26 protein-coding genes are annotated in these 25,750 nt (G+C 50.6%); 14 read left to right on the top strand and 12 right to left on the bottom strand.

Features of this window, described 5'->3' with window-relative positions; genetic code table 11:
* Window positions 1-26: 26 nt before the first annotated feature.
* Window positions 27-1,298: an urea ABC transporter substrate-binding protein gene (gene urtA, locus ACVXHP_RS04305; protein WP_316128607.1), complete on the bottom strand. Its 1,272-nt coding sequence runs from the start codon at window positions 1,296-1,298 to the stop codon at window positions 27-29.
* Window positions 1,299-1,782: 484 nt separating this feature from the next.
* Here urtA and mgtS point away from each other — a divergent pair, with 484 nt between their 5' ends.
* Window positions 1,783-1,878: a protein MgtS gene (mgtS, locus tag ACVXHP_RS04300; RefSeq protein WP_003032406.1), complete on the top strand. Its 96-nt coding sequence runs from the start codon at window positions 1,783-1,785 to the stop codon at window positions 1,876-1,878.
* Window positions 1,878-2,015, top strand: coding sequence for a hypothetical protein (locus tag ACVXHP_RS04295; RefSeq protein WP_447570917.1), 138 nt, complete (start codon window positions 1,878-1,880; stop codon window positions 2,013-2,015). The genes mgtS and ACVXHP_RS04295 overlap by 1 nt, the downstream gene beginning before the upstream one ends.
* A gap of 146 nt (window positions 2,016-2,161) precedes the next feature.
* Here the strand turns inward: ACVXHP_RS04295 and ACVXHP_RS04290 are convergent, their stop codons facing one another.
* Together ACVXHP_RS04290 and dcp are read right to left on the bottom strand one after the other, a co-directional pair.
* Window positions 2,162-3,088, bottom strand: coding sequence for a diguanylate cyclase (locus ACVXHP_RS04290; RefSeq protein ID WP_316128608.1), 927 nt, complete (start codon window positions 3,086-3,088; stop codon window positions 2,162-2,164).
* Between the two features lie 345 nt (window positions 3,089-3,433).
* Complete coding sequence (gene dcp / locus ACVXHP_RS04285; RefSeq protein WP_447570916.1) at window positions 3,434-5,479, bottom strand: peptidyl-dipeptidase Dcp; 2,046 nt, start codon at window positions 5,477-5,479, stop codon at window positions 3,434-3,436.
* 137 nt (window positions 5,480-5,616) lie between these two features.
* On the opposite strand from dcp, the gene ydfG reads away from it, so the two are divergent.
* The 3 genes from ydfG (at window position 5,617) to ydfZ (ending at window position 7,530) form a co-directional block, all read left to right on the top strand.
* The gene (ydfG, locus tag ACVXHP_RS04280) at window positions 5,617-6,363 is read left to right on the top strand and encodes a bifunctional NADP-dependent 3-hydroxy acid dehydrogenase/3-hydroxypropionate dehydrogenase YdfG (RefSeq protein ID WP_200006468.1); all 747 of its coding nucleotides are present in this window, start codon (window positions 5,617-5,619) and stop codon (window positions 6,361-6,363) included.
* Between the two features lie 86 nt (window positions 6,364-6,449).
* A complete protein-coding gene (locus tag ACVXHP_RS04275; RefSeq protein WP_200006469.1) occupies window positions 6,450-7,136 on the top strand; it encodes a GntR family transcriptional regulator in 687 nt (228 codons plus the stop codon).
* 190 nt (window positions 7,137-7,326) lie between these two features.
* Complete coding sequence (gene ydfZ, locus ACVXHP_RS04270) at window positions 7,327-7,530, top strand: putative selenium delivery protein YdfZ (protein ID WP_200006470.1); 204 nt, start codon at window positions 7,327-7,329, stop codon at window positions 7,528-7,530.
* 74 nt (window positions 7,531-7,604) lie between these two features.
* On the opposite strand, the gene ACVXHP_RS04265 is transcribed toward ydfZ, so the two are convergent.
* The 4 genes from ACVXHP_RS04265 to ACVXHP_RS04250 all read right to left on the bottom strand — a co-directional run bounded on the left by ACVXHP_RS04265 (window position 7,605) and on the right by ACVXHP_RS04250 (window position 12,276).
* The gene (locus tag ACVXHP_RS04265; protein WP_447570915.1) at window positions 7,605-9,071 is read right to left on the bottom strand and encodes a mannitol dehydrogenase family protein; all 1,467 of its coding nucleotides are present in this window, start codon (window positions 9,069-9,071) and stop codon (window positions 7,605-7,607) included.
* A 161-nt stretch (window positions 9,072-9,232) separates the two neighbouring features.
* Window positions 9,233-10,567: an MFS transporter gene (locus tag ACVXHP_RS04260; RefSeq protein WP_316128611.1), complete on the bottom strand. Its 1,335-nt coding sequence runs from the start codon at window positions 10,565-10,567 to the stop codon at window positions 9,233-9,235.
* A 60-nt stretch (window positions 10,568-10,627) separates the two neighbouring features.
* A complete protein-coding gene (gene rspA / locus ACVXHP_RS04255; protein ID WP_003832907.1) occupies window positions 10,628-11,842 on the bottom strand; it encodes a starvation-sensing protein RspA in 1,215 nt (404 codons plus the stop codon).
* A 107-nt stretch (window positions 11,843-11,949) separates the two neighbouring features.
* Window positions 11,950-12,276 carry a YnfA family protein gene (locus ACVXHP_RS04250; RefSeq protein WP_200006474.1) on the bottom strand — a complete coding sequence of 109 codons (327 nt, stop codon included), beginning with the start codon at window positions 12,274-12,276 and terminating at the stop codon, window positions 11,950-11,952.
* Window positions 12,277-12,428: 152 nt separating this feature from the next.
* Between ACVXHP_RS04250 and ACVXHP_RS04245 the strand changes: the two genes are divergently transcribed.
* On the top strand, window positions 12,429-12,770 hold the full coding sequence (locus tag ACVXHP_RS04245; protein ID WP_038640515.1) for a DUF1283 family protein: 342 nt from the start codon (window positions 12,429-12,431) through the stop codon (window positions 12,768-12,770).
* Window positions 12,771-12,807: 37 nt separating this feature from the next.
* Window positions 12,808-13,368: a spermidine N1-acetyltransferase gene (gene speG / locus ACVXHP_RS04240; RefSeq protein WP_200006475.1), complete on the top strand. Its 561-nt coding sequence runs from the start codon at window positions 12,808-12,810 to the stop codon at window positions 13,366-13,368.
* A 6-nt stretch (window positions 13,369-13,374) separates the two neighbouring features.
* Here the strand turns inward: speG and ACVXHP_RS04235 are convergent, their stop codons facing one another.
* On the bottom strand, window positions 13,375-14,085 hold the full coding sequence (locus ACVXHP_RS04235; RefSeq protein WP_447570914.1) for a YnfC family lipoprotein: 711 nt from the start codon (window positions 14,083-14,085) through the stop codon (window positions 13,375-13,377).
* A 103-nt stretch (window positions 14,086-14,188) separates the two neighbouring features.
* Between ACVXHP_RS04235 and ACVXHP_RS04230 the strand changes: the two genes are divergently transcribed.
* The 6 genes from ACVXHP_RS04230 to clcB all read left to right on the top strand — a co-directional run bounded on the left by ACVXHP_RS04230 (window position 14,189) and on the right by clcB (window position 20,645).
* Window positions 14,189-14,497: a DUF1161 domain-containing protein gene (locus ACVXHP_RS04230; protein WP_447570913.1), complete on the top strand. Its 309-nt coding sequence runs from the start codon at window positions 14,189-14,191 to the stop codon at window positions 14,495-14,497.
* Window positions 14,498-14,650: 153 nt separating this feature from the next.
* The gene (gene ynfE, locus ACVXHP_RS04225) at window positions 14,651-17,089 is read left to right on the top strand and encodes a selenate/tellurate reductase subunit YnfE (protein WP_316128613.1); all 2,439 of its coding nucleotides are present in this window, start codon (window positions 14,651-14,653) and stop codon (window positions 17,087-17,089) included.
* Between the two features lie 10 nt (window positions 17,090-17,099).
* Window positions 17,100-17,717 carry a DMSO/selenate family reductase complex B subunit gene (locus ACVXHP_RS04220; protein WP_447570912.1) on the top strand — a complete coding sequence of 206 codons (618 nt, stop codon included), beginning with the start codon at window positions 17,100-17,102 and terminating at the stop codon, window positions 17,715-17,717.
* A gap of 1 nt (window position 17,718) precedes the next feature.
* Window positions 17,719-18,573: a dimethyl sulfoxide reductase anchor subunit family protein gene (locus ACVXHP_RS04215; protein WP_316128615.1), complete on the top strand. Its 855-nt coding sequence runs from the start codon at window positions 17,719-17,721 to the stop codon at window positions 18,571-18,573.
* 42 nt (window positions 18,574-18,615) lie between these two features.
* The gene (gene dmsD / locus ACVXHP_RS04210) at window positions 18,616-19,230 is read left to right on the top strand and encodes a Tat proofreading chaperone DmsD (RefSeq protein ID WP_447570911.1); all 615 of its coding nucleotides are present in this window, start codon (window positions 18,616-18,618) and stop codon (window positions 19,228-19,230) included.
* A 125-nt stretch (window positions 19,231-19,355) separates the two neighbouring features.
* Window positions 19,356-20,645 carry a voltage-gated ClC-type chloride channel ClcB gene (gene clcB / locus ACVXHP_RS04205; protein WP_304698446.1) on the top strand — a complete coding sequence of 430 codons (1,290 nt, stop codon included), beginning with the start codon at window positions 19,356-19,358 and terminating at the stop codon, window positions 20,643-20,645.
* Here clcB and bioD read toward each other — a convergent pair.
* The 3 genes from bioD to ACVXHP_RS04190 form a co-directional block, all read right to left on the bottom strand.
* The gene (bioD, locus tag ACVXHP_RS04200; RefSeq protein WP_200006483.1) at window positions 20,601-21,296 is read right to left on the bottom strand and encodes a dethiobiotin synthase; all 696 of its coding nucleotides are present in this window, start codon (window positions 21,294-21,296) and stop codon (window positions 20,601-20,603) included. The two genes, clcB and bioD, sit on opposite strands and share 45 nt — an antisense overlap.
* Before the next feature lie 125 nt (window positions 21,297-21,421).
* Window positions 21,422-22,642, bottom strand: coding sequence for a sugar metabolism global transcriptional regulator Mlc (mlc, locus tag ACVXHP_RS04195; protein ID WP_042308501.1), 1,221 nt, complete (start codon window positions 22,640-22,642; stop codon window positions 21,422-21,424).
* A gap of 118 nt (window positions 22,643-22,760) precedes the next feature.
* Window positions 22,761-23,669, bottom strand: a complete 909-nt coding sequence (locus ACVXHP_RS04190) for a LysR family transcriptional regulator (RefSeq protein WP_200006485.1) — start codon at window positions 23,667-23,669, stop codon at window positions 22,761-22,763.
* 108 nt (window positions 23,670-23,777) lie between these two features.
* Here ACVXHP_RS04190 and ACVXHP_RS04185 point away from each other — a divergent pair, with 108 nt between their 5' ends.
* On the top strand, window positions 23,778-25,028 hold the full coding sequence (locus ACVXHP_RS04185) for an MFS transporter (protein ID WP_199951157.1): 1,251 nt from the start codon (window positions 23,778-23,780) through the stop codon (window positions 25,026-25,028).
* Between the two features lie 31 nt (window positions 25,029-25,059).
* On the opposite strand, the gene ACVXHP_RS04180 is transcribed toward ACVXHP_RS04185, so the two are convergent.
* Window positions 25,060-25,734 (bottom strand): CPBP family intramembrane glutamic endopeptidase, encoded by a 675-nt coding sequence (locus ACVXHP_RS04180; protein ID WP_447570910.1) that lies wholly within the window; start codon window positions 25,732-25,734, stop codon window positions 25,060-25,062.
* Between the last annotated feature and the right edge of the window lie 16 nt (window positions 25,735-25,750).

The following is a 25,750-nucleotide window of genomic DNA, read 5'->3' as shown; positions in this document are numbered from 1 at the left end:
TTGCCCTCCCGCAGGAGGGCATAAGATCAGTTGCTGGCGGTTTTTACGGGTTGTTCAGATTTTTTATCATTGCCGGCGATATACGGGCTCCACGGCTGGGCGCGCACCGGCTCATCGGTTTGCCACACCACGTTAAACTGACCGTTGCCTTCAATCTCGCCAATCATGACGGGTTTATGCAGGTGATGGTTGGTGGCATCCATCGTGAGGGTAAAGCCCGATGGCGCAGCGAATGATTGCCCTGCCATTGCAGCACGGACTTTATCCACATCGGTAGTTCCGGCTTTTTCTACTGCCTGTGCCCACATATGCAGGCCGACATACGTGGCTTCCATTGGGTCATTCGTCACAACCGAATCCGCATTCGGTAGTTTGTGCGCTTTGGCATACGCCCGGTAATCTGCGACAAACTTCTTGTTAGCCGCATTATCGACCGACTCAAAGTAGTTCCAGGCGGCAAGGTTGCCTACCAACGGTTTCGTATCAATACCGCGTAATTCTTCTTCACCTACGGAGAAGGCCACAACCGGAACATCGGTGGCTTTCAGACCCTGGTTCGCTAACTCTTTATAGAATGGAACGTTAGAATCACCGTTGATGGTTGAAACCACCGCCGTTTTTCCCCCTGCGGCGAATTTTTTAATACTGGCAACAATGGTCTGATAATCACTGTGTCCGAACGGGGTGTACACCTCTTCGATGTCTTTATCGGCAACGCCTTTCGAATGCAAAAAGGCACGGAGAATTTTGTTAGTCGTGCGCGGATAAACATAATCAGTCCCCAGCAGGAAGAAGCGTTTCGCGTTGCCGCCGTCCTCACTCATCAGATACTCAACCGCCGGGATCGCCTGCTGATTAGGCGCCGCGCCGGTATAGAAGACATTCGGCGACATCTCCTCGCCTTCATACTGTACCGGATAAAACAGCAAACCATTTAACTCCTCGAATACCGGTAACACCGATTTACGCGAAACCGATGTCCAGCACCCGAACACCGCCGCTACTCTGTCCTGACTCAGCAACTGGCGTGCTTTTTCAGCAAATAAAGGCCAGTTCGAGGCCGGATCAACCACCACCGGCTCCAGTTTTTTGCCCAACACACCGCCTTGCGCATTGATTTCGTCAATAGTCATCAGCGCCACATCTTTCAACGGCGTTTCGGAAATTGCCATCGTTCCGGATAACGAATGCATGATGCCCACTTTAATAGTGTCAGCCGCCTGGACGCTAAAACTCATTCCCATTGCCATAACAGAGGCCGATAACGCAAAAGCTTTTAAAAATGTACGACGCTGCATAGTTTCACTCCTGAAATTAGATTCGCTGAAAGCTCCGGTGCAGCCGGGCAGACAAAACGGTGCAAATTAAGGGGATTCAGAAGTGATAAGGCAAAAACAATGCCAGATATTAAAACATCATATAAAATCAAAGCATTAGAATCGTACAACTCAGTGACAGGATGAAAATATTTCGCTGCAAAGGGGAATCGTCAGGAAAATTGAACCACCATGAGACAGCGTTGCATTATAAACGTGCAACAATTTGCGTCGGGTTTACAGAGCAATGACGGCGAAACTCAGCATAAAATCGTGCTTATTTGCGCATGGATAAACGCGCCTCGTCACTATTATTTATTTTCCCCGACGTAATCGGTCAATTTTTACGTTTCAGACGAAATAATCACACAGTTCAGCCTTTGTTTAAGTTGCAATTGCTACTATAGTCATAAGCGAGGTGAACTTAAGGTAAGAGAGGAAACTCACAGATAAAGGAGCATTTACTATGTTGGGTAATATGAATATTTTTATGGCTGTTCTGGGAATTATTTTATTTTCCGGTTTCCTGGCCGCGTATTTTAGCCACAGATGGGATGATTGATGAACGGCGATAGTCCTGAACCGAACCGGCCCCTTGTAGCGTCACTGCACAAGGGGCCATTTTTTTACCTGAATCGCCTTTCCTGCACCTTTTCCCTGGCCACAGATAAAAAAAACCGCCGGATAAACCAGCGGTAAATGCTTGCATGGATAGATTTGTGTTTTGCTTTATACGCTATCTGGCAATTCCCTGCGAAGATAACGGATAGTCTGCTAACCTATCATCGGCAACCCCAATGAAAGTTAAACGAAACGTAACTAACACAAAACGGTTTACGTTAATCTCACGCACTGAGCGGGTATGAAATGCCCTCATCAGGGGCAACCAACGTGATCCGCTCATACTCGTCCATAAACATACAACGATTCCTGCCCGTCTGTTTTCCTTGATACATTGCCCTGTCAGCTCGTCCAAGAGTGGTATCTAATTTTTCATCCCGCTGAGCTCTGGTGATACCGGCCGTTACGGTGATAGCGATCTCGCCATCTGCGTAGGGGATTTTTTTCTGGCCAACAAGCTGACACAATCGCAACCCCGCCTGGCGGGCCTGCTCATCAGTTTTTGTTCTGATGATGACAATGAACTCTTCGCCACCGTAGCGGTAAGCCTGTTCATCATATCGCGTCCATGCCAGAAAATTTGATGCCAGAGTGCGTAACACCACGTCCCCCACCAGGTGACCATAAGTATCATTAACATGTTTAAAACGATCGATATCCAGCAACAATATATAAAGATTAAGCGGTTCGGCATTAATTAACTGTTGGTCAAAAGACTCATCGAGCATTCTCCTGCCAGGTAAGCCTGTTAATATGTCGATATTGCTGCGAATGCTTAGTAAATATATTTTGTAGTCCATAACAGCAGACGTGAATTCCAGCAACGCTTCCTCAAAGTTGTTGAAATGCCGCGGGCCGCTACGGTCCTCCAGTATTGCCACTAGCAAGTCCTTCCCTGCTAAATGCATTTTTTCATGAACAGTACTTATCTTACTCACATAACTGCAATCATCTTCGTTCCATAGTGATTGATTATTAAGCCACTGTCCAAATCGACAAACAAAATGCGCGTTGTCACCCATGATATCCGGTTGAGTAGCATTCGAGGATGCTGCGCATCGGAACATATTTACCAACCATTTATAGTGGGCATCAATGGACTTGTTTAACTCGATTAAAATTGCATCTATTTCCGTTGTGTTTCTCATCATCACGACCTCACTTCCTGTGTGAACGTTTCCGGTGTGAGTATCTTAACGAGAAAAAGGAAAATTTATGTAAATTTATTAATAGTAGTTATTAGACAATAATTTAATACAGCCTTAATTACATGTCGGAAAGATGACAAAAAACAGACATAACCGTTAAATATCAATTAGATACATTAACCACGACTTTCACTCGTTTCATATTTAATGAAACGGGAATATATCAAGTTGAACAATATTCATCTCGAACAGCATCGTGGAATGACAGTAAACGTTATCAATTGGAACTATCAACACCAGATAAAAACCGGGCATTACGCCCGGTTCAATTTTTTAGCTGACAGTACCTTACGCGCTCAAACCACGGTGTTCGAGCATCGGCTCCATGCGAGGATCACGACCGCTCCACTGGCGATAAAGTTCCCCTAAATCAGTGCTATTCCCACGGGACAAAATCGCTTCACGGAATTTCTGCCCGTTTTCGCGGGTTAATCCCCCCTGCTCTACAAACCACTGATAGCCGTCGTCAGCCAACATTTGCGTCCATAAATAGGCGTAATAACCCGCAGCATAGCCGCCGCCGAAGATATGGGCAAAATAACTGCTGCGATAACGTGGCGGCACGGCCTGAAGATCCAGATCTTCTGCCGCCAGTGCCTGCTGCTCGAATTGATCAACCGAATAAGATGACGCATTCGTCTCCAGACTATGCCAATGCATGTCCAACAATGCGGCACTGAGCAGTTCGGTCATATCGTAGCCTTTATTAAACAAGCTGGCCCGCTGCATTTTATCCCGCAACGCCTGCGGCATGTGCTCCCCGGTCTCAACATGGCGGGCAAATCGGGCAAATACCTGCGGATGACTCGCCCAGTGTTCGTTAATCTGCGAAGGAAACTCGACAAAATCACGCGGAGTGTTAGTCCCTGAAAGCGTGGCATAACGCTGAGTGGCAAACAGACCGTGTAACGTGTGACCAAACTCATGAAATAACGTTATGACATCATCCCATAGCAGCAATGCGGGCTTACCCGTTGCGGGTTTTTGATAATTACAGACGTTGTAAATGACGGGTCGGGTTTCGTTAAGCTCCGATTGCTCAACAAAATTGCCCATCCATGCACCACCGCTTTTGGATTCACGGGCGAAGAAATCACCGTAAAACAACGCCAACCCTGCGCCATCATGGTCGAAAATTTCCCACACCCGAACATCCGGGTGATAAACCGGTATGTCGAATCGCTCAACGAATTTGATACCAAAGAGCTGATTGGCGGTCCAGAAAACACCCTCGTTCAACACCGTATCCAGAGCAAAGTAAGGTTTGAGCTGTGCCTCATCAAGGGCGTATTTCTCGCGGCGGACCTGTTCAGCATAAAAGGCCCAGTCCCAGGCCCTGACGCTAAACTGCCCTTGCTGTTGATCGATAACTTTCTGGATTTCTGCCTGTTCATCCAACGCACGCTGGCGCGCGGCCGGAACGATCCCCCGCATAAACGCAAGTGCAGCTTCAGGCGTTTTAGCCATCTGGTCGGCGATTTTCCAGGCTGCATAATTGGCAAAACCGAGTAATTTTGCCTGTTGCATGCGGATGTCGACCAGACGCTGAATAATAGCCCGGGTATCGTTATCGTCATCGCGTTCAGCTCGCGTCCATGCCTGGGTAAACAGCTCTTCACGGATCTGGCGATCGCGTAACACGGCAAGTACTGGTTGTTGCGTCGTATTCAATAACGGAATAACCCAACGCGATTCAAGCCCCTTTTCTTTTGCAGCATCAGCGGCAACGGCAATCTCTTCAGCGCTAAGCCCGTCAAGATGGCGGGCATCATCCACCACCAAAGCACCGGACTTGTTCGCCGCCAACAGACGCTGATTAAACTGGCTGGTCAGCGTGGCTGACTCCGTATTGAGCGCTTTGAGTCGTGCTTTATCGGTCTCATTGAGGCGAGCACCTGCCAGGACAAAACGCTGGTGTATGACCTCCACCAGACGCAATGATTCGCGATCCAAACCTAACGTATGGCGTCGTTGCCAGAGAGCGTCGACGCGGGCGAAAAGCGCACCATCAAGGTAGATATCATTAGCAAGTCCCGCCAGCTCTGCTGAGAACGCTTCGTCAAGGCGTTGAAGTTCATCATTAGTGTGCGCCGCCGTCATCGCGAAGAAAACGTTGGTTACGCGCGTGAGCAATGCGCCGCTTTGTTCAAGCGCCAGGAGAGTATTGGCGAAATCAGGAACCTGCGGGTTTTGTACAATTGCCGCGATCTCCTCGCGTTTTTGCCGTACGCCTTCATCGAAGGCCGGGCGATAATGATGCATCTCTATCCGATCAAATTGCGGGGCCTGATACGGCAGCGTACTGTGACATAAAAAAGGATTCGTTAACGACATCTTTCACTCCTGAAAACGATTTGTTTACCAGAGTAGACTTCCCGCGAATTGACCGCAATCCTGTTAACCAGGAATAGCTCTGAACAGAAATGACGTGCTATGGTAGTACTACATAAAAAGCGTTGAGGAACAGTGAGATGATCGTTTTAGTAACCGGAGCAACCGCAGGTTTTGGTGAGTGCATTACGCGTCGTTTTATTGAGAATGGCCATAAAGTTATTGCCACCGGACGCCGCCAGGAGCGCCTGCAGGAACTCAAAGATGAGCTGGGTGACCGCCTCTATACCGCGCAACTGGACGTACGTAATCGCGCATCAATTGAAGAGATGCTGGCGTCCTTACCGGCTGAATGGCGCGATATTGATGTTCTGGTCAACAACGCGGGTCTGGCGCTGGGCCTTGAACCCGCCCACAAAGCCAGCATTGAAGACTGGGAAAACATGATCGATACCAACAACAAGGGCCTGGTTTATATGACCCGTGCTGTGCTGCCTGGTATGGTTGAACGCAATCGTGGGCATATTATCAATATCGGCTCTACCGCGGGTAGCTGGCCATACGCCGGCGGTAACGTTTATGGCGCGACCAAAGCGTTTGTCCGTCAGTTTAGCCTCAACTTACGTACTGACTTACACGGGACCGCGATTCGTGTTACCGACATTGAGCCGGGTCTGGTTGGCGGTACGGAATTCTCTAACGTGCGTTTCAAAGGTGATGATGCCAAAGCTGAAAAAGCTTACGAAAATACCACCGCACTGACCCCGCAAGATGTTACAGAAGCGGTATGGTGGGTGGCTTCGTTACCCGCTCATGTCAACATTAATACCCTTGAAATGATGCCTGTCACGCAGTCTTTTGCCGGGCTGAGTGTCCATCGGCGCTAATTTTCCTGCCCGGCCTTGCGCCGGGTATAGATAGCCTGAAATAAGTGATAAAATATCCGGGTTAACTCTCTAAAAAGTAAGAATGAATGACCGTAGAAACGCAGCTCAACCCTACACAGCCTGTAAATCAACAGATTTACCGTATTCTTCGTCGTGATATCGTGCACTGTCTGATTGCGCCTGGTACGCCGCTGTCGGAGAAAGAGGTTTCCGTACGCTTTAATGTGTCACGCCAGCCGGTACGGGAGGCATTCATCAAACTGGCAGAGAACGGTCTGATTCAGATCCGTCCGCAGCGTGGCAGCTACGTGAACAAAATTTCTCTGGCGCAGGTGCAAAACGGCTGTTTTGTTCGCCAGGCGATTGAATGTGCCGTAGTCCGCCGCGCCGCTGCCCTGATCACTGATAAACAGTGCTATCAGCTCGAACAGAATCTGCATCAGCAACGCATCGCGATTGACCGGAAACAAATTAATGATTTCTTCCAGCTTGACGATGAGTTTCATCAGAAACTGGCTTTAATCGCCGAGTGCCAGCTCGCCTGGGACACCGTCGAGAACATTAAGGCAACCATTGACCGCGTTCGCTATATGAGCCTGGATCACATTTCCCCTCCTGAAATGTTGCTTCGCCAGCATCACGATATCTTTGCCGCACTTGAAAAACATGATGGTGACGGCGTAGAGCGCGCAATGATGCTGCACCTTCAGGAAATCGGTGAGTCTGTTCAGCTTATTCGCCAGGAAAATAGCGACTGGTTCAGCGAAGATTAATATCTTGCTCACCTCTCTGTGGGGTGAGTTTTTCTGCGTTTCCCCCTCTCTTGCACATCTGCCTAAAAAAAGCTGTGATTTTGATCGAAAACAAAAAAAATCATTAACGAGAAGCGTATTTATATTGCGCCCGTTACGTGGGACTAAAAGCCCACGGGCTTTGACGGTGAGTTGGAAAGGAGAAAACACCATGAAAACATACGATCGTAACCGTAACGCAATCACCACTGGCAGCCGCGTCATGATTAGCAATACCGGACTTACAGGCCGCATTACAGCGATAGATACCGATGGCCTGACCGCTGAGCAAATTCGCCGTGGCAAAACAGTGGCAATCGAAGGGTGTGAAGGCAAATATGCCCCACTCGATTTGATTCGTTTGGGCATGAACTAATTGGTGTAAATGCCAGAAAGCACTGCGCCATCTGGCCCGTTTGAAGCCAGATGGCGACATAAATGATGCCTTCGTTACTTCAGTTTTGCAGCATACTTCGCAACCGTTGCCCTCGCCCCTTCAGCCAGTAAAGCAAGATAGGCTTCTGTGATCTGGTTTTTGAACAATTCTATCTGCGGTAATTCGTGACCAAAAATGGCATCGATTGCCAGTAACGCCTGAACGCGCTCTTCCCCTTCGTGGCTACTGTGGACCGCAGTCTGGATCACCGGCAACAGCGGATCGCTGATTTCAATCGCCTGACCGTGTTCATCCACACCGCCGACATAGCGCATCCACGCGGCTACGCCCAGTGCCAGAAGCGCAAAATGGCTGCCATGCGCAATGTGCCAACGAATGGAATCGAGCATACGCTGCGGCAGTTTTTGGCTACCGTCCATCGCAATCTGCCAGGTACGGTGACGCAGTGCCGGATTGCTGTAGCGCTCAATGAGCAGATCGGCATAGTGCTGCAGATCCACACCTTTGACTTTCAGCGTTGGCGCCTGTTCCTGCAACATCAACGCACGAGCGGCAAGGCGATAATTTTCATCTTCCATGCAGTCGTTGATATGCTGATAACCCGCCAGATAACCAAGATAGGCAAGGAAAGAGTGACTGCCGTTGAGCATGCGCAGTTTCATCTCTTCAAACGGAATCACATCAGATACCAGCTCCGCCCCGGCCTTTTCCCATGCCGGACGACCAGCGACAAAGTTATCTTCAATCACCCACTGACGGAACGGTTCACAGGCTACGCCTGCCGGGTCGCGCACACCGGTGATGTGTTCAATTTTGTCCAGCGTCTCCGGGGTAACCGCGGGAACAATGCGGTCAACCATTGTAGACGGGAACGTCACATGCTGTTCGATCCACGCGGCCAGTTCAGCATCTACCGCCCGGGCATACGCGGTGACGACATTACGCATCACATGACCGTTTTCAGGCATGTTGTCGCAGGACATCACGGTAAATGCGGCTAACCCCGCAGCTTTGCGACGTGCCAGGGCTTCAACCACCACGCCTGGCGCAGTTTTTGGCTGTTTTGGATTTTGCAGATCGGCGGCAATCATTGGGTTGTCTAACATCAGTTGACCCGTCGCCGGAGAGTGGCAATATCCTTTCTCGGTGATGGTGAGAGAAACGATCGCCACCTGCGGTTCACACATAGCAGCCAGTACACTTTCCAGACCGTCTACCTGCGCATGCAGTGCGTTTTTCACCACACCAACGACTCTGGCAGTCCACGCATCCGCAGACATCTCCGCAACGGTATACAAATTATCTTGCTGTTTCAGATCGGCAATCTGCTGCTCACCGCCAATCAGATTTACTTCGCAATAGCCCCAGTCACTGCCGTGTTCTGCAGCCAGGATGTCAGCATAAACACCCTGATGTGCGCGATGAAACGCGCCAAATCCCAGATGCACAATACGCGGGATCAGAGTGGTACGTTCGTAGTCAGGAAGCGCAGCCTTAGCCGCTAACAGCTTGTTTTGCATGGTATGACCTACTTATCAATGAAATCAGGACTGTCTCAGAGTAACGCCTGTAGGGTTGTATGTTTTGATTTGCATTAAGCTTTTTATGATTGGTATGACACCATTTATTAAGTTATGTACCAGTCACAATGAATTTGGCGGCATACTGCCGCCAAAAGATATTAATGTTTCTGCCACTGCTGGTATTCACGCTTAAGTCTTTGCGGAGCGGTTTCTGGCATCATCAACAAACCAATAATTGAGATAACCCCAAGTACAATCACATAAGTTGCAAGTCCATAGTAATGTCCACCTGTTACTTGCAGAATTTTTACCGCTACTAAGCCAAGAATCCCACTGCCAATTAGCGACCCGAGTTGCCAAATTAATGCTATCCCGCTACAGCGAATATGAGTTGGGAAAAGCTCCGGGAAATAAGAAGCCTGAGGTGCATAACACATACTATGCCCAAAACTCAGCACCAGGATCATTACTATTTGTGTAAGCCAAAAACTATCCTGATTAATCGCAAGGAAGAAAGGAATAATCATAACGACCTGCAGCAATGCGCCGATAATATAGACTGGTTTACGTCCAATCTTATCGCATAGCGACCCCATCATAGGTATTGCAATGATTTCTATTATCACCGCAACGATCATTGTCTCCATCAAAATATTTGCATCAAGATTGTTTGCCTTACCGTAAGCCAAAACAATCACTGTGAACATTGCAAATGTGCAAGCTTCAATCAGTTTTGCACACACCCCCTTGACAACAATGCCAGGAAAATCACGGATAACTTCAACTAATGGACGTGATTCTTCAGCTTTTGTCTCCCTAATCTGAGCAAAGACCGGTGACTCATCAATTTTTAAGCGGATAAACAACCCAACAATAACCAGTAACAGACTTAACAGGAACGGAATACGCCACCCGTAATCCATCATTGCCTCTGGAGAAAGTGTGGCATTTAACAACGCAAACAGTGCTAACGGCAGAAGGAAACCAACCGGGGCACCGATTTGAACCCAACTGGAAAAAAATCCACGATGTTTAGGTTCAGAATATTCAGCAGTCATCAGTACTGCACCGGCTTGTTCTCCTCCAACTCCAAACCCCTGCAATACACGAATAAAAATAAGTAAAGCTGGAGCCCATACACCTATTTTCTCATATGTAGGTAATAACCCGATACAGAAAGTCCCCAAACCAACGATTAATATGGTAATAACCAGTGCTTTTTTACGTCCAACCTTATCGCCAATATGGCCAAAGACAATTCCTCCTAATGGTCTTGCAAGGAAACCAACAGCATAGGTTGCAAAAGCAGCGAGAGTACTTATTAACGGATCATCACTAGGGAAAAATAGATGGCCAAAAAAGAGTACAGCTGCTGTCCCGTATGCAAAAAAATCATAATACTCGGCAGCAGTACCAATTGCGGATGCTGAAGCCACTCGGCGAATAATGGGCTTATTATCTACGTTATTTTTAATATCGACTGAACTAACCATAAGTTTAACCTTCTGTAGGGTATTGGGTTAATCAACATCTTTCGTACGTAAAATTTATATTTACCAGTTCCACAGCGTGCCATCTTCCAGGCGAGCGACAGGCAGATATGCCGGGTCATACGGATATTTCGCAGCCAGTTTTTCGTCAAACTCGATACCAAGGCCTGGCTTATCGCCCGGGTGCATGTAGCCGTTATCAAAAGTCCAGTTATGCGGGAACACTTCCAGCATTTGCTCGGAATACCCCATATATTCCTGAACGCCGAAGTTCGGCACCCACAGATCAAAATGCAGTGCTGCGGCCATGCATACGGGTGACAGATCGGAAGGTCCATGCGACCCCGTGCGTACCTGATACAGCGAGGCGAAATCGGCAATACGGCGCATACCGGTAATGCCGCCCGCATGGGTAATGGTGGTGCGGATATAGTCGATCAGTTGTTCTTCGATCAGCTGTTTGCAATCCCAGATGCTGTTGAAGACTTCCCCTACCGCTATCGGCGTGACCGTATGCTGGCGGATCAAGCGGAAACACTCCTGGTTTTCGGCTGGAGTGGGGTCTTCCATCCAGAACAGTCGGTATTGCTCAATGCTTTTGCCAAACCGAGCCGCTTCAATCGGCGTCAGGCGATGGTGCATGTCGTGCAGAAGGTGTTCGTTGAAACCAAACTTGTCGCGCACAGCGGCAAACAGTTTTGGTGTGAAATCGAGGTATTTCTCTGTAGACCACAACTGCTCTTCCGGCCACTGCCCTTTGGTTGCAGGTTCGTAGGCCAAACCTTTGCCTTTAGACATACCGTACGTGGTTTTCATGCCCGGTACGCCGCACTGTACGCGAATCGCTTTAAAGCCCATCTCTTTATGTCGCGCGTAATCTTCCAGCACATCATCTACGGTATGGCCAGTGGTGTGACAGTAGACCATGACGCCTTCGCGAGACGCGCCGCCGAGCAACTGATACAACGGCATGTTCGCCGCTTTCGCTTTGATGTCCCACAATGCCATATCCACTGCGGAAATCGCCGACATGGTGACCGGACCCCGACGCCAGTACGCGCCTTTATAGAAAAACTGCCAGATGTCTTCGATTCGATGCGCGTCGCGACCAATAAGTTGCGGACAGACATGATCTTTCAGATAGGACGCCACGGATAACTCGCGGCCATTTAAAGTGGCATCGCCCAGCCCGGTGATCCCGTCTTCTGTCGTTATTTTTAACGTGACAAAATTACGCCCCGGGCAGGTGACAAAAACTTCAGCCCCGACAATCTTCATTTTTTCTTCCTTACATCTGTTCTTGAGATGCAGGAAATTTACCCAACTGAGCTACTACCATACAAGTATAAAGATCGAAAAAACGCTCGTTGATCACAAAAAAGGCGCTATGCGCGCCCCCATCCAGCCACGATAATCAGCATCCCGCACAAGGCCACCAGCGCACCAGACCAGTCATACAGGCTGAGTTTTACGCCATCGACAAAGCGCAGCCATAGCAGCGCAGTGACAACATAAACGCCGCCATAGGCCGCGTAAACTCGCCCACTCGCGGCGGGATGCAGTGTCAGTAACCAGACGAATAAGGCCAGAGACACACCGGCCGGTACCAACAACCACGCCGTAGCGCCTCGTTTAAGCCACAGCCAGGGTAAAAAGCAGCCGATGATTTCGCATAACGCAGTGATGAAAAAAAGAAAAGTCGTCTTAAGCATTGATGTTATTCAGTTACCTTCGGTTTAAGCATGATACGACAGAATATCGACAACGTATCCATATCCGCTCAGTGGGTATGCCCTGAAGCAGGAATAGTGTAGAATTTAGCCCTGTTTTATCGTTTTTCCCTTTCTCATAAAAGGAATTCTCCATGAATATTACACTGACCAAACGTCTGTGTCTGACGGCTATGCTGACGCTTGCGGCGGCTGTGTACACCTCTTCAGCATTTGCTGAAACCAGTAAACTGGTCATTGAATCCGGGGACAGTGCGCAAAGCCGTCAACAGGCCGCAATGGAAAAGGAACAATGGAACGATACGCGCCAGTTACGTCAGAAAGTAAACAAGCGTACTGAGAAAGAGTGGGACAAAGCCGACGCGGCCTTTGATAGCCGTGATAAGTGCGAACAGAGCGCCAATATTAACGCCTACTGGGAACCTAACACCCTGCGCTGCCTCGACCGTCGTACTGGCCGTACCGTTGCACCATAATGACTATGCCCCCTAAAGGATATTGCAAGGATACAATATGACTAGCGCCCTCAGTGTTAAGCTGCGCCCGCTGGAGCGTGAAGATTTACGTTTTGTCCACCAGCTTGATAACAACGCCAGCGTTATGCGTTACTGGTTCGAAGAACCTTACGAAGCGTTTGTTGAGCTGTCAGATCTGTACGACAAGCATATTCACGACCAAAGCGAACGTCGCTTCGTGGTGGAATGCGAAGGTGAAAAAGCCGGGCTGGTGGAGCTGGTTGAGATTAACCACGTCCACCGCCGGGCTGAATTCCAGATTATTATTTCGCCTGAATATCAGGGTAAAGGTCTGGCTACGCGGGCGGCAAAGCTGGCGATGGATTATGGCTTTACCGTCCTCAACTTATATAAGCTGTATCTGATCGTCGATAAAGAGAACGAAAAAGCGATCCACATCTACCGTAAACTCGGTTTTATGGTGGAAGGTGAACTGATTCATGAATTCTTTATCAATGGCCAATACCGCAACACCATCCGCATGTGTATTTTCCAGCAGCAGTATCTGGCGGAACACAAAACGTCTGGTCCTAACCTGCTACAACCTACCGCTCAGTAAAGGCGACTAGTAGTAATCGATGGTGTTTTCAATCGAGTAATGATGTTCAACTGCTGGCTTCACGCTTTCGTCGACGATAACCAGCTGGCAGTTGACCGGATTCGCGTAATCATCGTACTTACAGGTTTGCCTGACATTACCCAATGGATGATTGTTCAGCATACTCACCGCCGTGTAATCCAGCTTCTTCAGCGGATCAACCGACGGTTTGGCATCAACCTGTAAGGTATTGTCTTTACTGACGGTGATTTTACCCAGCGGGTAGCCTTCCGCGTCATAGCGGTACTGGACTTTCATCTCTTTTCCCGTGGCGGAAACTACAAAGCCGTTATCGTCGGTATCCCACACCACACCGGCAGCAGGCAGTTCCGCTAGCTGGCATTTACCCTGCAAGCGGATCTTTTTTTCCAGCGTTTCGGCATCGCGATAGTAGTTGGCATCCAGAACCAGCGCCATGCCGGAATTGTTTTCGATATCGTGCAGTTCAAGCGTATCGAAACACCCTTCCTGCGAGAGCGTACCGACAACGCGCTTGGAAACTTCCCCTTTATCATTGAGAAGCGTCTGGCTGAAATCTTTCACTGGCCCACGCAGCGGATCGAAATCAAATTCATTGGAAAAACTGGCCATTTCCGGCGTAAAAGAAACCAGCCCTTTGGCGTTATCACACCCGACCAGTACGGCGCACAGGAAAACTAACAGGGTCTGTTTCTTCACATTTTTCACCAGGATAAGAAGATAATTCTCAATCATATTAGCAAATACAGTTATTTACACCAGAAATGCTACTCTTAGTTCATGTCGATCATAAAAGGAGCTGATGATGAAATACATAACAGGAATGGCCGCAATCTTATTGGTAGCAGCCTCCCCACACGTTCTGGCGGCGCCAGCGTCCTGCGAACGCGTTAAGAGCGATATCGAACAGCGCATCATTAACAATGGCGTAGCGGAATCCAGCTTTACGCTGAATATCGTCCCCAACGATCAGGCCGATCAACCTGATTCCCTGGTAGTGGGACATTGTGCAAACGATACGCATAAAATTCTCTATACCCGGACCAACAGTGGCAACGCCCCCGCCAATAGCACGCCTGCTCAGGACGGCCATGCTGCCGAACCGCAATAAAATAAATAGTGCCCTCCGCTCGCGGAGGGTCGCTCCCCTTTGACATGCATTAAGGCGTCTTACCCATAATTGGGTAAACTCATTCTATTATTAGCATGCTATTAATTTCGTTATAGAAATTAATATATAGCGATAACTATAATGGAGTGAGTTATGTCTGAAACTGAGCAATATGGAGGCATCAGCCGCAGGACGTTAGTTAAATCCTCAGCTATCGGTTCGCTGGCACTTGCCGCGGGCGGACTGTCGTTACCTTTCGGAATGCGCTCCGCAGCGGCTGCGGTACAACAGGCGTTACAACCAGCTGAAGAGAAAGTCGTTTGGGGGGCTTGTTCCGTGAACTGCGGAAGCCGTTGTGCCCTGCAACTTCATGTCAAAGATGATGAGGTTGTATGGGTGGAATCCGATACGACCGGGGATGATATTTATGGCCAGCACCAGGTTCGCGCCTGTTTGCGTGGTCGTTCTATCCGTCGGCGAATTAATCATCCGGATCGCCTCAACTATCCAATGAAACGTGTGGGTAAGCGCGGTGAAGGCAAATTTGAGCGGATCAGCTGGGATGAAGCACTGGATACTATCAGCGCCAGTTTGAAAAATACCGTACAGAAATACGGTAATGAAGCCGTTTATATCAACTACACCTCTGGCATTGTGGGCGGCAACATTACACGCTCCTCCCCTTATGCCTCACTGGTCGCTCGCCTGATGAACTGCTATGGCGGATTCCTGAGCCATTACGGCACCTATAGCACCGCGCAAATTGCAGCGGCAATGCCTTACACCTATGGCTCAAACGAAGGCAACAGCACCTCAGACATTGAAAACACGAAGCTGGTGGTGATGTTCGGCAATAACCCTGCCGAAACGCGCATGAGCGGCGGCGGAATAACTTACTTTCTGGAACAAGCCCGGGAGCGCTCTAACGCCCGGATGATCGTCATTGACCCACGCTATACCGATACTGCTGCGGGTCGAGAGGATGAGTGGATCCCTATACGTCCGGGCACCGATGCTGCATTAGTAGCGGGTATCGCCTGGGTCCTGATTAACGAAGATCTTGTCGATCAGGCATTTCTCGACAAATATTGCGTCGGTTATGACGAAAAAACCCTGCCCGCCGATGCCCCCGTTAACGGGCATTACAAAGCTTATATTCTTGGCAACGGTGATGACGGTATCGCCAAAACGCCACAATGGGCCTCACACATCACCGGGATCCCAGCCGAGCGCATAATCAAACTGGCAAGGGAAATCGGCAGCACTAAACCGGCTTATATTTGCCAGGGTTGGGGTCCTCAACGTCAGGCTAACGGGGAACTAACCTCACGCGCGATCGCGATGTTGCCTATTCTGACCGGCAACGTCGGCATTAACGGCGGCAATAGCGGTGCACGGGAATCAACCTACACCATCACAATTGAGCGCATGCCCCTGCCTGAAAATCCCATCAAGACCCAGATATCCTGCTTTAGCTGGACCGACGCCATCGCCCGTGGCCCGGAAATGACCGCTACCCGCGATGGCGTTCGGGGGAAAGATAAGCTCGATGTGCCGATTAAATTTATCTGGAACTATGCGGGCAATACCATCACCAACCAGCATTCAGATATCAACAAAACGCATGAGATCCTTCAGGACGATACGAAATGCGAAATGATAGTGGTCATCGAAAACTTCATGACATCTTCGGCCAAATATGCCGATATTCTGCTGCCTGATTTAATGACCGTCGAACAGGAGGATATTATTCCTAACGACTACGCGGGCAACATGGGGTACCTCATTTTTATTCAACCCGCGACGTCGCCTAAGTTCGAGCGCAAACCGATCTACTGGATAATGAGTGAAGTCGCGAAACGTCTAGGCGACGATATTTATCAACGGTTTACTGAGGGTCGTACCCAGGAACAGTGGCTCCAGTATCTGTATGCAAAAATGTTGGCTAAAGACCCCGCGCTCCCTTCTTATGACGAGCTGAAGAAAATGGGGATCTATAAACGCAAAGATCCCAACGGACACTTTGTCGCCTACAAAAAATTCCGCGACGATCCGCAGGCCAACCCGCTCAAAACACCCTCTGGCAAGATTGAAATCTACTCCAGCCGACTGGCGAAAATTGCCAGCTCATGGGAGTTGCAAAAGGATGAGGTGATAAGCCCACTTCCCGTTTACGCCTCAACGTTTGAAGGGTGGGACGATCCAAAACGCAGTTCATTCCCGCTGCAGTTGTTTGGTTTCCACTACAAATCCCGCACCCACTCGAGCTACGGCAATATTGATGTTCTCCAGGCATCCTGTCGCCAGGAAGTATGGATCAACCCCGTAGATGCCCAAAAACGGGGAATTACAAACGGCGATATGGTGCGGGTCTTTAACGATCGCGGTGAAGTGCGTATCCCGGCAAAAGTGACGCCGCGGATCCTGCCCGGCGTAAGCGCAATGGGTCAGGGCGCATGGCACGATGCCGATATGGATGGTGACAAAATTGACCATGGCGCCTGCGTCAATACGCTGACAACCCAGCGCCCTTCACCGCTGGCAAAAGGCAACCCACAGCACACTAACCTGGTCGAGATCGAGAAGGTTTAAGGACTAGCCCATGACAACTCAGTATGGATTTTTTATTGATTCCAGTCGTTGCACCGGATGCAAAACCTGCGAACTGGCCTGCAAAGACTACAAGGATCTCACTCCTGACGTGAGCTTTCGACGGATTTATGAATACGCAGGCGGTGACTGGCAAGAGGATAACGGCGTCTGGCATCAGAATGTCTTCGCCTACTACCTCTCCATTTCTTGCAATCACTGCGAAGATCCGGCCTGCACTAAGGTTTGCCCAAGTGGTGCTATGCATAAGCGTGATGATGGTTTTGTCGTGGTGGATGAAGACGTATGCATCGGCTGTCGCTACTGCCACATGGCCTGTCCATACGGCGCACCGCAATACAATGCTGCAAAAGGTCATATGACCAAGTGCGATGGCTGTCATGATCGCGTCGCCGACGGCAAAAAGCCTATCTGCGTCGAGTCATGTCCGCTACGCGCGCTGGACTTTGGTCCAATTGATGAGCTGCGCAAAAAACAGGGTGAACTGGCGGCGGTTGCCCCGTTACCGGACGCGCACTTCACCAGGCCGAGTATTGTGATCAAACCCAATGCCAATAGCCGCCCGACCGGGGATACCACGGGTTTTCTGGCTAATCCGAAGGAGGTGTAAAATGGGAAATGGATGGCATGAATGGCCGCTGGTCCTGTTTACGGTGCTGGGCCAATGTGTGGCCGGGGCGCTGATCGTGAGTGGGTATAGCTGGTTAACCACCAAAGACGATGTGGCAAAACAACGTATCGTGCGCAGTATGTTTTTTCTGTGGCTGGTGATGGGCATCGCCTTTCTCGCCTCAGTAATGCATTTAGGTTCACCGCTACGCGCGTTTAACTCGCTGAACAGAATCGGCGCATCGGCGCTCAGTAACGAAATCGCCAGCGGTTCGCTGTTTTTCGCGGTAGGTGGCCTGTGGTGGCTGGTGGCGTTTCTCGGTAAAATGCCGGCTTTGTTAGGTAAAATCTGGCTGCTACTCAGCATGTTGCTTGGTCTGGTATTTGTTCTGGCGATGACCAACGTCTACCAGATAGACACCGTTCCGACCTGGTATAATGGCTATACTACGCTGGCGTTTTTCATGACAATGTTGCTGAGTGGCCCGATGTTTGCCGCCCTGCTGCTACGCGCTGCGAGCGTGTCGTTTAACGCCGCCAGATTCGCCGGTATCAGCATACTCGCCCTGCTGGTGACCGTGGCCGTTATCGTTTTGCAGGGCGTATCGCTCAGCGAAATTCACAGCTCGGTACAACACGCCAGCGCTCTGGTTCCCGACTACGCAAGCTTACAGATCTGGCGCATCGTGTTGCTGGCCGCGGGTTTGGGTTGCTGGATATGCCCGCTAATCCGTCGCAAAGAACCGGCCGTCGGCGGACTGGCGCTGGGTTTAATTTTCGTGCTTGCCGGTGAAGTTATTGGCCGTGGTTTGTTTTATGGCTTACATATGACAGTCGGAATGGCTGTTGCAGGTTAACTCTCGGGTGCGGGGCAACCCGCACTTTTCAGGATTGTTTGCATGACGCATTTTTCACAACGTGACAACTTCTCTACCGCGGCGCGCGTATTGGGTGCGCTGTTCTACTATGCGCCAGACAGTGCAGAAGCTTCTGCGCTGGTCAGTGCGCTAAAAACCGATGGCTGGCAGGCCCAGTGGCCGCTTGAACCCTCGCTCCTTTCTGCGTTAGCCGAACAACTTCAGACCGAGGCCGATGAGTCGCTCCCGCAAGCCTGGCAGCGACTGTTTGTCGGCCCTTACGCGTTACCTTCTCCGCCCTGGGGTTCCGTCTGGCTGGATCGTGAAAATGTCTTGTTTGGCGATTCCACGCTGATATTACGTCAGTGGATGCGGGACAACGGGATCCAGTTTGCCGTGCAGCAAAATGAACCGGAAGATCACTTTGGCGCACTGCTGTTACTGACGGCCTGGCTTGCTGAAAACGGACGCCACACCGAGTGCGAACAGCTGTTAGCCTGGCATCTGCTACCGTGGTCAACGCGTTTCCTTGACGTGTTTATCGAACATGCTGACCACCCGTTCTACCAGGCTTTGGGTGAACTGGCGCGCCTGACGCTGGCACAGTGGCGTTCGCAATTATTGATCCCAGTAGCTGATAAGCCTTTGTTTCGTTAATGTCGCCCCAGGCAGGATGTATCCTGCCTGCATACTATACCGTTACCGTTGCGCACGCTGAGCTTTTGCTTCTGTTGCCAATTAGCCGCAAAATAAAGCGTCTGAATTTCCCTGTCTGGCCACTCATGCATCATTTACATGCTTACCCTGACCTGCGTGCTATGTTTCGCCGCCTGCTGATTGCCGCGCTGATTGGTATTCTTGCCGCGTTAGCCGTTGCAGGTTTTCGCCATGCCATGTTCCTCCTTGAATGGTTGTTCCTGAGCAACGACACGGGGAGTCTGGTCAATGCGGCGACAAACCTTTCACCTATAAGACGGATGCTAACGCCCGCGCTGGGCGGCCTGGCAGCAGGCTTACTGCTCTGGGGATGGCAAAAATTCAACCGTTTACGACCGCAGGCTCCCACAGATTACATGGAAGCCCTGCAAACGGACGGACAATTCGACGTCAGCGCCAGCCTGGTAAAGTCACTGGCATCGTTACTGGTTGTCGCCAGCGGAAGTGCTATCGGGCGTGAAGGCGCTATGATTTTGCTGGCGGCGCTGGCCGCATCCAGCTTTGCCCAACGCTTCACACCGCGCGCTGAATGGAAATTATGGATCGCCTGTGGAGCGGCTGCAGGTATGGCCGGAGCGTATCATGCCCCGCTGGCGGGCAGTTTATTTATTGCTGAAGTCCTGTTTGGCACCATGATACTTGCCTCGCTGGGGCCGGTGGTGGTATCCGCCGTCGTCGCCTTGCTCACCACCAATGTGCTGAGCGACAGCAATGCGCTGCTGTATGCCGTGCATTTCACACGGGAACTTCATGTGCTGGAATACGTCATGATTGTCAGCACCGGTCTGGCAGCCGGTGTCTGCGGTCCGCTGTTCATGTGGTTGATGACCGCCAGCCATAATGGTTTTTTGCGCTTAAAGCTCTCGCCACCGTGGCAACTGACACTTGGCGGGCTGATCGTTGGCCTGTTGTCGCTGCTCACACCGGCCGTTTGGGGAAATGGCTACAGCGTGGTGCAGTCATATCTACTCTCGCCACCGCTACTGGCCGTGGTGAGCGGGATCTTTATCTGCAAATTACTGGCGGTGCTTGCCAGCAGTGGCTCCGGTGCGCCTGGTGGGGTATTTACGCCAACGCTGTTTGTCGGTATGTCTGTCGGCATGCTGCTGGGACGGGCGTGGGGATTATGGCTTCCGGGTCCGGATGAAATTGCCATTCTGCTGGGATTAACGGGGATGGCCACGCTACTGGCAGCCACCACGCATGCGCCAATTATGTCTACATTGATGGTTTGTGAAATGACCGGGGAGTATCGCTTGCTCCCCGGGTTACTGATTGCCTGCGTGGTAGCGTCAGTGCTGTCGAGAACGTTACGCCACGACTCTATCTACCGACAGCACGCTGCCAAGCATTGACAGACGGATATACTGTGACAACTCGCGCTGCTCTGCGCGAGGCAGATAAGGCAGTTCGCCGATTAGCGGCGCAGGTAATTTTTTGCTCAGCACGTCAATGATTTCCGCATAATGCGCCAACCCCGGGTTGATTCGGTTTGCGACCCAGCCCAGCAGCGGCAATCCATCGCTGGCAATCGCCTGTGCGGTAAGGATGGCATGATTAATACACCCTTCCTGAATACCCACCACCATCAGCACTGGCATTTGCTCCTGTACCACCCATTCAGACAGTGGGCGCAGATCGTTCATCAGACTCCGCCAGCCGCCAGTGCCTTCCACGACAACGTGATCGACTTTTTCGCTCAGGCTTGCAAGACCGTTGGATAGCAAGGTGTAATTGACCGGACCACTATGCGCTACGCTGCTTTCGTCCTCGCTCAGCGCAATCGGGTTGACCGCCTGATAAGGCAGTTCGATGGATGACACACTTTGCAGCACCAGCGCATCTTTGTTGCGCAAGCCTTCAGGTGTCTCTTTGCTTCCTTTGGCTACCGGTTTGTAGCCCGCGACACTTTTACCCCCTGACGCCAACGCTTGTAGTAATGCGCGGGAAACCACGGTCTTCCCAACAGAAGTGTCTGTACCTGTAATAAAGAAACGCTTCAGCATCACTAACTCCACCGTTATGCTTTGAAAATATAAGTCAGGAAAATAAAACAGTGGAGAAAGTCTAAGGTATGACGACCGGAATCAGCTTGAGATAGCGCAATTTTTCGTACAACAGTTAAAAAATGTTAACCCTGTAATAGACGTATCAACAAAGAACCGTTATACATCGCGTCCTTAACGAGGGCAGCCCCCGCCATCGTTCCCTGGTTAGTAAACTGCGTACTTTCGACGACAATATGCCGACTGTAGGCCGGGAGTGCCTGCTGACGAATGCTGTCAGCAATGGTGGGGAACAGAATATCCGCCGCTTTACTAAGCGGAGACCCAATTAAGATCTTTTGCGGATTGAACAAATTCACCATGATGGCAAGGATGCGGCCTACGTGGGTCCCGACACCGCTAATGATATCTTTTGCCAATAAATCACCCTGCATGGCTGCCAGACACAGCGCATCCACCGTTAACGGTTGTCCATGCAGTGAAGAGCTCATTGACTGCTTCAGCCGCACCTGCGCCAGTTCCAGTACGCTGTCGACGCTGGCGATGGTTTCCAGACAGCCATGATTACCGCAATAGCAACGTTTACCGTAGGGATCGACCTGCGTATGACCAATTTCCACCAGGCTACTGCTACCGGCATGCAGTAAATGACCGTCGGTTATCACCCCTGCGCCTACGTTATGGTCAATGACGACCTGAATGACATCGCGTGCGCCGCGTGACGCGCCAAAAAGCGCCTCCGCCATGGTCCAGGCGCTGATATCATGCTGAATATAGACCGGCACGCCGGTATGGTTTTCGAGCGCTTCGCCCAACGGCATCTCTTTGACATCATCGTAAAACGGCATGCTATGTACAATGCCGTTTTCGGTATCAATTATGCCAGGTAGCGTGATGGCGATTGAGGTCAGGCGCTCCAGCTTTTGCTGGTGGCGGATGAAAAACTGATCGACCTGGGTAATGACACGTTGCAGCAGAGGCGTTTCACTGACCAGCGCCATTTCCAGGCAGTCCTCAACCACCAGCTTGCTGCTCAGATCGCGCAGCGCCAGAAAAATCTCGCCGCGACTGATGCGAATGGACAGGTAGTGCCAGGCTTCGGTTTCGACAACCAGCCCCACGGCCGGACGCCCACGACTCCCCGCTTCCTTGATTTCCAGTTCTTGTACCAGGTGTGCTTCAAGCATTTCTCGGACAATTTTGGTAATACTGGCAGGCGCTAATTGTGCCAGGCGAGAGAGATCAATACGCGATACCGGTCCCAGCTGATCAATCAGGCGATACACCGCGCCCGCATTGGTCTGCTTAATTTGATCGATATGCCCAGGCTGACTATCAGCAACCACCACTTACTCCCTTTATTTTCGCGCTCCGAAATAATCTGCGGGCTATGGTGAAGCACTTCAATGGCTCCCGTCAACTTTTTACTTAGCCTTGTGATTTACTGCACATTTTCACCCATTTTTAAACTAAATTAATCGCCTGAACGGCTGCCAGCAACTGTTCGCGAAAGCGTTGCGCGGCGTGACTTTGCTCATGATGTTTAGGCCATACTAACCACATTTCGGAGACGGCATCGTCTTCTGCTATCGGGATCCAGCACATTTCATACAATTGCACCCGTTTAAAGGAAGCGGGCAGGATCGAAACGCCTAATCCCGCGGCCACTAATCCAATGATGGTCATCGCCTCGCCAACCTCCTGAGTTATCGTCGGTTTAAGGTCATAGCGGCGCATCAAACCCAGAATGTCGTCATATAACCCTGTTCCCACATGCGGGTCGAAAAAGACAAATGGCTCATTAGCCAGCTCAGCCAGCGTCACTACGGGTTTTTGCGCCAACGGGTGCGCTCGTGGGATCATCGCCATCAGCGGTTCGTGCAGAATAACTTCTCGCGCCAGCGTTTCCGGGAGTTGCGTATTACGCATAAGCCCCAGATCCAGAGTACCTTCATTAAGTGGGGCAATTTGCTCGCGCGTATTCATCTCCCGGGTTTGCATATGCACCACAGGATAGCGCTGGCGAAACAGGGAGAGCGTGTCTGATACCGCTTTGATAAACGGCGCAGATGACGTAAAGCCGATACGCAACTCCCCCGCTTCTCCAAGATGCAAACGCTCCGCACGGGCGGCGGCTTCATTCACCAGGCCAAGGATCTGCCGACTGTCCGCCAGAAACTGTCTTCCGGCGGCGGTGAGGGCCACGCTGCGGTTAGTTCGCGCCAATAACCGGGCACCAATCTGCTGCTCCAGGATTTGGATCTGCTGGCTTAACGGTGGTTGCGAAATATTCAGCCGCGCTGCCGCCCGGCCAAAATGCAACTCTTCCGCAACCGCCACAAAGTAGCGTAAGTGACGCAGTTCGATATTCATATTTTTAAAATATTATTTGAGATTATTAATATATTAGACAGAATATTGGGATTTTCATACTCTTAAGGCTGGTCCTGTAGTAGCAAAATTATTAAGCAAGGATTTCAGGTGAGTCGTACAACAACGGTCGATACCGCGCCGGCAAGCGATATTGACGAAAGTGTTACCCTGCCGGATGGTTTTATCAAACGCGGAACATCCCCCTTTATGCGCGTCACGCTGGCGCTGTTTTCTGCCGGGCTGGCGACATTTGCCCTGCTCTATTGCGTGCAGCCCATACTGCCGGTGCTCTCGCACGAGTTTGGCGTTTCGCCTGCCAGCAGCAGTATTTCACTTTCCATCTCAACGGCAATGCTGGCCGTCGGTTTACTGTTTACTGGCCCACTTTCCGATGCGATAGGTCGTAAGCCGGTGATGGTTACGGCACTGCTACTCGCCTCCTGCTGTACGCTGCTTTCAACGATGATGACCAGTTGGCACGGGATTTTAATCATGCGCGCGCTGATCGGTCTGTCGCTGAGCGGCGTGGCGGCTGTGGGGATGACGTATCTGAGTGAGGAAATTCATCCCAGTTTTGTGGCCTTCTCAATGGGCTTGTATATCAGTGGGAACTCAATTGGTGGTATGAGTGGTCGTTTGATCAGCGGCGTATTTACCGACTTTTTCAACTGGCGTATCGCGCTGGCGGCGATCGGCTGTTTTGCTCTCGCCTCCGCGCTGATGTTCTGGAAGATTTTGCCAGAGTCCCGTCATTTCAGGCCCACGTCGCTACGACCTAAATCATTGTTCATCAATTTCCGTTTGCACTGGCGCGACAGAGGGTTGCCGCTACTGTTTGCGGAAGGTTTTTTGCTGATGGGATCGTTTGTCACACTGTTTAATTACATCGGCTATCGCCTGATGCTCTCTCCGTGGGAACTCAGTCAGGCGGTTGTCGGCCTGCTATCCGTGGCATATCTGACCGGGACCTGGAGTTCGCCAAAAGCAGGTTCCATGACCACCCGCTATGGTCGCGGCCCGGTGATGATCGTTTCAACCGGCGTGATGCTTTTTGGGCTATTGATGACCCTGTTTACCTCACTATGGCTGATCTTCGCCGGGATGCTGCTCTTTTCAGCCGGGTTCTTTGCCGCGCACTCCGTGGCAAGCAGTTGGATTGGACCACGGGCAAAACGCGCTAAAGGCCAGGCCTCTTCCCTGTATCTGTTCAGCTATTATCTGGGATCCAGCATAGCCGGTACGTTGGGCGGTGTATTCTGGCATAGCTACGGCTGGAACGGCGTGGGCGGATTTATCGCCCTGATGCTGGTGCTGGCATTGCTGGTAGGCGCGCGTTTGCACCATCGTCTGCACGTTTAATCAACGATGCCCGGGCTTCGGGCATCATCACTTATGAAGAAGCCGCCATTTGCAGGACAATAACCGTCCCGTTCATCACGATATGCAGCATCATCGGCATCAACAGACCGTTGCTTTTCACTCTGGCAAGGATCAAAACCTGCGACACAAGAAACAGCATTAGCAGCGTGCGCAGATCCACATACTGGGTATGCATCAAGGCAAAAATGATTGATACCACGACTGACGACAGCCAGGTTTTATTATTGAACCAATACTGGAATGCATTGAATAGACAGCCTCTGAAAACAATTTCTTCATAAACTGGCGCGATAAATATCAGGGTCAGAGTGGATAACAACAGAGCATAGCTGTTTAAGGATATCTGGCTGGTTACCCACGCTTCGGTTTGTCTGAGACCTACCAACCACGGCAAGATAAGTTGAATAAAAAGCAGTGCTGCAAATAAAATGCCAAACCACCTCGCATTAAAGATCCCTTTGCCCAGCCCTTCTCTTTTTCTGAAGAAGAAATAATACAGCGGAACCAAGACGATAAATTCCAACACAAACAACAGCGGGAAGAGTAATCCTTTGGCGAGCAGGACCTGGCTCGCGGGAAAAAACAACGGAGTAAACGTGAGACCAAACATCAGCAAAAACATAGAAAAACAGCCAGAAACGGCTTTGGTCCGGGCGATATATTGGTTGTCGACATCCTGTGACATACAAACTCCTTGCACT

The sequence above is a fragment of the Citrobacter freundii complex sp. 2025EL-00176 genome, from assembly GCF_053309355.1.
The sequence above is the reverse complement of the archived record's forward strand: the minus strand, read 5'-3'. Positions and strand labels throughout refer to the sequence as shown.